The sequence below is a fragment of the Halogeometricum sp. CBA1124 genome (genome assembly GCF_009741955.1).
Classification (GTDB): domain Archaea; phylum Halobacteriota; class Halobacteria; order Halobacteriales; family Haloferacaceae; genus Halogeometricum; species Halogeometricum rufum.
The window spans coordinates 1-7,435 of record NZ_WPCD01000179.1; the positions used below are offsets into that span (position 1 = coordinate 1).

The window sequence follows — 7,435 nt, forward strand, 5'->3', positions numbered from 1 at the left end:
GGTCGTCGGGGTCGACGCGTTCGCGGAGGATGTCGAGCATGCGGACGGGCTGGCGGTCGTTCACCTCGACGGCGGCTTCGAGCATCGCCGGGTCGTAGCCCGCGTCGCGGGCGCGGCGACGATGGCCGCCACGTCCTCGGGAAGCAACTGCCGCCCCACCCGACGCCCGCGGCGAGGAACTCCGCGCCGATGCGGGAGTCGAGACCGATGGCGTCGAGCACCTCGTAGGAGTCGACGCCGTACTCCTTGCAGACGTTGGCGAGGTCGTTGGCGAGCGAAATCTTCGCCGCGAGGAAGGCGTTGTTCGCGTACTTTATCATCTCCGCCTCGCGAATGCCCGTCTCCACGAGTGCGGCCTCGGGCGCGCGTTCGAGGAGGGGGTCGAATATCTCTCGGAGCGTCTCGGCCCCCCGGTCGGTCCGGGAACCGAGGACCACCTTGTCGGGGTCGAGGAAGTCGTCGACGGCGCTGCCCTCCCGCAGGAACTCGGGGTTCATCCCCACGTCGAACCCTTCGCCTTCGGTCTTGCCGGAGTGCTCCTCGAGGAGGGGCGCGATGACCTCCTCGGTCGTCGTCGGAATCACCGTGCTCTTGGTGACGACGAGGTGGGAGCCGTCCTTCTCCGCGAGCGTCGCGCCCAGCGACTTCGTGGCCGCCTCCATCACCGAGAGGTCGATGTGGCCGTCGTCGTCGGAGGGCGTCGAGAGGGCGAGAAACGTCGCGTCCGTGTCGAGGACGGCGTCGTAGTCGGTGGTCGCGCGGAGTCGGTCCCCGGCGTGCCGTTCGACGAGTTCGTCCAGACCGGGTTCGTGGATGGGCGACTGCCCGGCGTTCAGCGTCGCGACGACGTCTTCGTCGATGTCGACGTTGACCACGTCGTGGCCCAGGTCGGCGAAGCACGCGGCGATGGTCGTGCCGACGTACCCACTCCCGATGATGCTGAGCTTCATTGTCAGCTATCACTCGTCGTGAGCGTTTGAACGTTCGCCCCAGTCTCGGAAGCTGACACCGGACGCGGCCGACTCCCAGCGACGCCAGCCGAGTCGCACGCACTCGCGCGGAGCGAAACACGGGAGTACCCTGACGACGAACGACCCTCCATGTCGAAGCCCTCGGAGGACGCTCGCGGGCAACTCACCGCCTCGTGGGTCGTCGTCTTCCTCAAAGGCATCTGTATGGGCGCCGCCGACGCCGTCCCCGGCGTCTCCGGCGGCACCATCGCCTTGGTGACCGGAATCTACGAACGACTCATCGCGGCCGTCACGGCCGTCTCCCCCGGTCGAATCGTGGACGTGCTTCGCGGCGTCACCCCCGGCGGCCGCGCGGAGGCCGTCGCGGCCCTGAAGGAGATGGACGTCGGGTTCCTCGTCGCCCTCGGCGGCGGCATCGCCGTCGCCGTCGTCAGCATCACCCGCGTCGTCCACGTCGGCATCACCTCCTATCCGGTGCCGACGTTCGGCTTCTTCTTCGGCCTCATCGCCGCCTCCGCGTGGGTGCTGTTCTCGGAAGTCGAAGTCGACACGCCGTCCCGAGTCGTCGCCGCCGTCGCCGGCTTCGCCTTCGCGTTCGTCGTCTCCGGGCAGGCCGCCGCGTCGTTCGGGACGGGTCTCCCCGTCACCGTCCTCGCCGGCGCTATCGCCGTCAGCGCGATGATTCTCCCCGGCATCTCGGGGTCGCTGTTGCTCATCCTCCTCGGGCAGTACGAACACATGACCGGCGCGCTGAAGTCGTTCGTCGACGGCGTCCTCGGACTGGTCGTCGGCGGGTCGTTCGCGCCCGTCGCGGAGAACGGCGTCGTCGTCGTCGCGTTCATGCTCGGCGCCGTCGTCGGTCTGCTCACTGTCGCGCACGCCGTCCGCTGGGCGCTGGAGCACTACCGCGAACCGACGCTCGCGTTCCTCGTCGCACTCATCGTCGGCGCGCTCCGCGCGCCCATCGCCAAGACGGGCGAGCAACTGGCGGAACTCGGCCGCGTCTGGACGACGGAGGCGTACGGCGTCTTCGCCGCGACGGCCGTCGTCGGCGCAGTCGTCGTCCTCCTCGTGGACCGCTACGCGGGACTCGCGGAGATAGACGACGAACGGATAGAGGAGGAGACGGGCGACGAGGCGGCGACGAGCGGCGGCCTCGACTGAGCGGTAGCCCCGCGTTACGAGCGGGTACGCGCGATACGACCGGCCGTTCGACCGAGCGAACCCTCGGGAGTTACTCCCGCGGCACCGAGAGGTTGAAGACGGCGTCGCTCCCGCACTCCTCGCACGTCGTCACCGACGTGCCGGAGACGCGCGCGCCGCAGTCGCGACACTCGTAGTAGCCCTCGGTCGTCCGATAGGGGTCCACTTCTGCGTGATTCAGCACCATGTTATTGGTTGTCACATCTCGTCGCATAAGCGTTGCCCTCATACAACTATATTCGATATTCACACCTAGATTGTCCTAGTACAAGAGAAGAATTCCGTACGTTCGTCCTATCTTTTCCGCGCGACGCAGACGAACGTCTCTCTGCGGTTCGTCGCCTCGGTCACGTCGAACCCGTGCGTCTCGAACGCGGAGACGGCGTCGCCCAGACCGAACCGTTCGTCCGTCGGCGGGCCGTCTTCCCCCGTCCCGGTCTTCGACCAGTCGACGGTGACCACGCGGCCGCCGGGTCGAACCACGCGGGCGAGTTCGTCGAACGCCGCCTCGGTGGCGTACTCGTGGTACACCATCGTCGAGAACGCGGCGTCGAGTTCGTCGTCCTCGAACGGCAGCGACGACACGTCGGCGGTGACGAACTCCACGCTGTCGGGCGCGCCCTTCTCGCGGTAGAACTCGTGCATCTCCGACTGCACGTCCACGGCGTAGCACGTCCCCACGTGCGGCGCCACGTCGTCGGTGTAGAACCCCGTCCCGCTTCCCAGGTCGGCGACGACGGCGTCCGCGTGGGGGTCCAGACGCGAGAGCAGTTCCTCGCGCGAGCAGAACCGGTAGCGCCCCTCGTCGTCGAGTTTCTCCGCGCGGTCCACGTCGAACGTGTGAAAGCCCATACGATCCGTTTCCCACGAGCCGACCTAAATCTGCGGACCCCGGCGAGCGGAGGCCTGCCGCAGCAGCAAACTTAACGCTGCGAGTCGTCGTCGTACGTACCGATGACCGATCCGAAACTCCGCACGCGACGAGACGGACCTGCGAGCGGTGCGGTCGCGTGGAACGCTGGGACGCGGTGCAGACGACGTGGCGCGTGGCCGAGGACGACGGCGACCGGCAGGTCGGCAGTCCCTACTGCATCCACGAGTGGGACATCAACGGCACGTTCGCACCGTTCGAGGACGAGGGCGCGGAGGCCTGAGACGGCCGAGACCGACCGTGCCCACCGTCTACGTCACCGCGCCGCCGGACGCCGCCGACGAACTCGCCCGAACGCTCGTCGCGGACCGACTCGCCGCCTGCGTCAACCGCGTCGACTGCGACTCGGTGTACCGCTGGGAGGGCGAGGTGCACGAGGAACGCGAGATGATCCTCCTCGCGAAGACGACCGACGACCGGTACGACGCCCTCCGCGACCGAATCGAGGCGGAACACCCGCACGACGTTCCCTGCATCGAACGGTTCGACGAGGCCGACGTGCTGCCGGCGTACGCGTCGTGGGTCGAAGACGAGACGACGCCGGGTCGAGACTGACGACGCCGGACCGGGACCGAGGGTCCGGGACCCGAAATCCCCTACTCCCGGAGGCGTTCCAGCACCGACAGCGTGCCGTCCATGTACGACTCAGTCAGCACCTCGTCGGCCGCGGCCGTCGCCGCCTCGTCGGCGTTGGCGACGGCGAACGACCGGCCGACGACGCCGAACGTCGAGGCGTCGTTCACGCTGTCGCCGACGGCGACGAACTCGGTCGGGTCCATCGACAGCGTCTCGCAGAGACGCTCGAAGCCGACGCCCTTCTCGACGCCGGGCGTCTTCACGTGGTAGGCGTAGCCCGTGTCGATGACCTCCATCTCGAACTCGGTGGCCACCTCGCGGAGCAGTTCCTCGTCGGCCGAGCGGTTCACCGCTATCTCGGTCTCCCGCCAGTAGTTGGTCTCGTCGAACGCCCCCCAGCCCAAGTCGCCACCGCGGGCGACGAACTCGTCGGCGACGGCCTGTGCGCGCTCTCTGTCGCCGGTGTACGTCACCGTCTCGTCGGCGAGGACGACGCCGCCGTTCTCGGCGACGACGTTCTTGTCGATGCCGAGGTAGTGACAGAGACTGACGGGGTACGGGAACGCCTTCCCCGTCGCGAGGACGACGGGCGCGGGCCACTCGGGGAGGACGTCGAACGCGCGCGGGTCGAGTGCGCCGGGGTCGTCGGTGAGCGTCCCGTCGATGTCGAGGACGAGGGGCGGAGCGTCGGAGTCCATGTGACCGCGCTTCGGCGCACGGAGAGAAAGAATCACCGCCCGAGGCGATTCGCTCCGTCGCCGCCGAGTCGCTCGAAGACCACCGTCGAGAAGTTCGCCTCGGGCCGCGTCGGCGGTCGCCCGGGGCCGTCGTCGTCGCGTCCCGTCTCGACGCGCCGGAGGACGCCGTCTTCGGCGAGTTCGTAGAGGACGCGCTTCACCGTCGCCGCCGAGAGGTCCACCGAGGGGTCCGCGGCGACGCGTCGGCGGCGGCGGTGACGGACGGCCGGTCGGCGGGGTCCAGCGACGCGAGGACGGCGAGGACGCGGCGGCGACTCGCCGGGAGGGCGAGGACGCGGGCGAGCGAACACCCGCCCCGAGGGACCGCCTCGCGCCCCGCCCGCCGACGTACTCGGCGTTGACGTGCGTCGCGTCCTCCCCCGCGGCGGCGACGGACGCGCCGAACAGGGCCGCGAGGCCGTCGTGCGCGTCGCCGTCGGCCCACGTGGCCACCCGGCTCACCGTCTCGTGGTCGATGGCGTCGCGGGCGAGGCCGTCGGACGCGCGGGCGGTCAGCACGTCGGCCAACGCGTGTCGGTCGTAACGCGGCACCTCGACCGTCTCCACCGATGCGTCGGAGAACTCGCGGCCGACGGCGACGTAGGAGAGCGACCCCGCCACCGACTCGAACGCCGAGTCGAGCGTGTCGAGCGACACCGTCCGCGACTCGCCGACGTGGTCGACGGCGACGACGAGACGGCGCGACCGGTCGAGTTCGGCGCGGAGTCGGTCACGGAGGGTGGCGGTACCGACACCCTGCTCGGGCACGTCGGCGGCGACGACTTCGGCGAGGACGGCGCGCAGGAGGGCGAACTCGGAGTCGGCCGCGCGCGCGTCGACGGCGGCGAACTCAACGGTCGGCGGGGCCGCCGCGCGCGTCGTCGTCCCGATGGTCCCCCCGCGGGACGGCGTCGTGGCGTCGAGGTGGTCGAACAGCGCGGTGACGACGGCCGACTTGCCCGCCCCCTTCGGCCCGACGACGCAGAGGTTATCGGGCAGACGGCCGTCGAAGGCCGGGTCGAGTCGGTCGAGCAGGCGTTCGAGCGTCGCCCCGCGACCCACCGGTTCCGCGAGGTGGGACGTGGGGTCCAGCGCAGAGAGGTCGCGAACGAGGCGGCGCGTTCCGTCGCCGCGTCGCCGTCGCCTGTCGATTCGGTCGGTGAGTCTCATCGTCGAGTCGGCGGCTGGTGGCTGCTTCGCCGAGGAGCGATAAAAACTCCCGGTATCGAGCGGTCCGAGAGCCGGCCGATTTCGGGCGCGTGACCGACTCGCAGCGACTCCAATTCTATCACCGACCGGTAGAGTCAGCCGGAGCTGAGAGTGGGCGTAACTATCGATAACTATCGTGAATGTTCGCGGCGTTCGAGCACCCACCGTGTCGAGTACGCGTCAGAGAGCGTCTGAACGGTGTTTCTCGAACCGGTTCGGGTCGTGAATACGTCGCGGAGAATTAATTTACTGACGGTCCCGGACGAGAGGTAAAATAAAGTGCTGTCGGGCCCACCTGTCGAAAGTGAGATGACCGAAACGCCGAGCGTCCTCGTCATCGGCGGCGGGTCCACCGGGTGCGGCATCGCGCGCGACCTCGCGATGCGCGGACTCGACGTGACCCTCGTCGAGAAGGGGAACCTGACACACGGGACGACGGGCCGGATGCACGGCCTCCTCCACAGCGGTGGACGGTACGCCGTGTCGGACCAGCCGTCCGCCAGAGAGTGTATCGAGGAGAACCGCGTCCTGCGACGTATCGCCAGCCACTGCGTCGAGATGACCGGCGGCCTGTTCGTCCAACGGCCCGAGGACGACGACGAGTACTTCGAGGAGAAGTTGGAGGGCTGTCGCGAGTGCGGCATCCCCGCGGAGGTGCTCTCCGCCGAGGAGGCCCGCGAGATGGAGCCGTACCTCGCCAAAGACATCAAGCGGGCCATCCGGGTCCCGGACGCGGCCATCGACCCGTTCCGCCTCTGCGTCGCCAACGCGGCGGACGCCATCGACCACGGCGCGCGCGTCGAACCGCACGCCGAAGTCGTGGACGTCCTCGTCGAGGACGGCGAAGTCGTCGGCGTCGAGGTGCTCCACGGGGACACCCACCTCGGCATCGCGCAGGGCGAACCGGGCACGCACGAGAAGATGTACGCCGACTACGTCGTGAACGCGACGGGGGCGTGGGCCGGCCAGATCGGAGAGATGGCCGGCGTCGAGGTGGCCGTCCGCCCCTCGAAGGGCGTCATGACCATCATGAACGTCCGCCAGGTCGACACCGTCATCAACCGGTGTCGGCCGAAGGGCGACGCCGACATCGTCGTCCCCCACGAGACGACGTGCATCCTCGGGACGACCGACGAGGAGGTCGAAGACCCCGAGGACTACCCCGAGGAGGGGTGGGAGGTCGACCTGATGATAGACACGCTGTCGGAACTCGTCCCGATGCTGGCGGACGCCCGGACGATTCGCTCGTTCTGGGGCGTCCGACCCCTGTACGAACCGCCGGGGACGGGGACGGAGGACCCGACGGACATCACGCGTGACTTCTTCCTCCTCGACCACGCGACCGGGACGACCTGCCCGGGATGTCCTCCATCGTCGGCGGAAAGCTGACCACCTACCGCATGATGGCCGAGAAGATATCCGACCACGTCTGCGAGAAGGTCGGCGTCGAGGCCGACTGCCGGACCGCAGAGGTTCCGCTCCCCGGCTCCGACGACTTCTCCGTCCTCCGCGACTGGATGGACGAGTTCGGGATTCGCTCCCCGGTCGGCCGCCGGAGCGCCCAGCGACTCGGCTCCCGCACCGACGACGTCCTCGGCGACTGGAACCGGCCGAACCCGGTCGTCTGCGAGTGCGAGGCCGTCACGCGCGCGGAGATTCACGACGCGATGGACCACTCCGGCACCGACCTGAACGGCGTCCGCATCCGCACCCGCGCCTCGATGGGCAACTGTCAGGGCGCGTTCTGCTGTCACCGGATGGCCAACGAACTGTTCGAGGACCACAGCGAACTCGTCGTCCGCGAGTCG

Annotated in this window: 6 protein-coding genes and 3 pseudogenes; 4 read left to right on the top strand and 5 right to left on the bottom strand. The window is 69.0% G+C overall.

Annotated features, from left to right (window positions below):
* Positions 1-950, bottom strand: a pseudogene (locus GJ632_RS17020) (nucleotide sugar dehydrogenase); the annotation flags it as partial.
* Between the two features lie 150 nt (positions 951-1,100).
* Between GJ632_RS17020 and GJ632_RS17025 the strand changes: the two are divergent.
* A complete protein-coding gene (locus tag GJ632_RS17025; RefSeq protein WP_191453574.1) occupies positions 1,101-2,135 on the top strand; it encodes a DUF368 domain-containing protein in 1,035 nt (344 codons plus the stop codon).
* Between the two features lie 70 nt (positions 2,136-2,205).
* Here the strand turns inward: GJ632_RS17025 and GJ632_RS17030 are convergent, their stop codons facing one another.
* Both GJ632_RS17030 and GJ632_RS17035 read right to left on the bottom strand, forming a co-directional pair.
* The gene (locus GJ632_RS17030) at positions 2,206-2,361 is read right to left on the bottom strand and encodes a rubrerythrin-like domain-containing protein (protein WP_191453575.1); all 156 of its coding nucleotides are present in this window, start codon (positions 2,359-2,361) and stop codon (positions 2,206-2,208) included.
* Positions 2,362-2,468: 107 nt separating this feature from the next.
* Positions 2,469-3,026, bottom strand: coding sequence for a class I SAM-dependent methyltransferase (locus tag GJ632_RS17035; protein ID WP_191453576.1), 558 nt, complete (start codon positions 3,024-3,026; stop codon positions 2,469-2,471).
* Between the two features lie 77 nt (positions 3,027-3,103).
* Between GJ632_RS17035 and GJ632_RS26050 the strand changes: the two genes are divergently transcribed.
* Positions 3,104-3,328, top strand: coding sequence for an HEWD family protein (locus tag GJ632_RS26050; protein WP_191453577.1), 225 nt, complete (start codon positions 3,104-3,106; stop codon positions 3,326-3,328).
* 17 nt (positions 3,329-3,345) lie between these two features.
* Entirely contained in the window at positions 3,346-3,660 is a 315-nt protein-coding gene (cutA, locus tag GJ632_RS17045) for a divalent-cation tolerance protein CutA (protein WP_343161230.1), read from the top strand.
* Between the two features lie 41 nt (positions 3,661-3,701).
* Here the strand turns inward: cutA and GJ632_RS17050 are convergent, their stop codons facing one another.
* Both GJ632_RS17050 and GJ632_RS17055 read right to left on the bottom strand, forming a co-directional pair.
* Positions 3,702-4,379 carry an HAD-IIB family hydrolase gene (locus tag GJ632_RS17050; RefSeq protein ID WP_089806879.1) on the bottom strand — a complete coding sequence of 226 codons (678 nt, stop codon included), beginning with the start codon at positions 4,377-4,379 and terminating at the stop codon, positions 3,702-3,704.
* A 32-nt stretch (positions 4,380-4,411) separates the two neighbouring features.
* Positions 4,412-5,588 (bottom strand): annotated as a pseudogene (locus GJ632_RS17055) (Cdc6/Cdc18 family protein).
* 348 nt (positions 5,589-5,936) lie between these two features.
* Between GJ632_RS17055 and glpA the strand changes: the two are divergent.
* Positions 5,937-7,435: pseudogene (gene glpA / locus GJ632_RS17060) on the top strand (anaerobic glycerol-3-phosphate dehydrogenase subunit GlpA); the annotation flags it as partial.

Excerpts from the sequence above, each read along its gene's own strand:
- GJ632_RS17025 (WP_191453574.1), top strand. The coding sequence starts at position 1,101 with ATGTCGAAGCCCTCGGAGGACGCTCGCGGGCAACTCACCGCCTCGTGG.
- GJ632_RS17030 (WP_191453575.1), bottom strand. The coding sequence starts at position 2,361 with ATGGTGCTGAATCACGCAGAAGTGGACCCCTATCGGACGACCGAGGGC.
- GJ632_RS17035 (WP_191453576.1), bottom strand. The coding sequence starts at position 3,026 with ATGGGCTTTCACACGTTCGACGTGGACCGCGCGGAGAAACTCGACGAC.
- GJ632_RS17050 (WP_089806879.1), bottom strand. The coding sequence starts at position 4,379 with ATGGACTCCGACGCTCCGCCCCTCGTCCTCGACATCGACGGGACGCTC.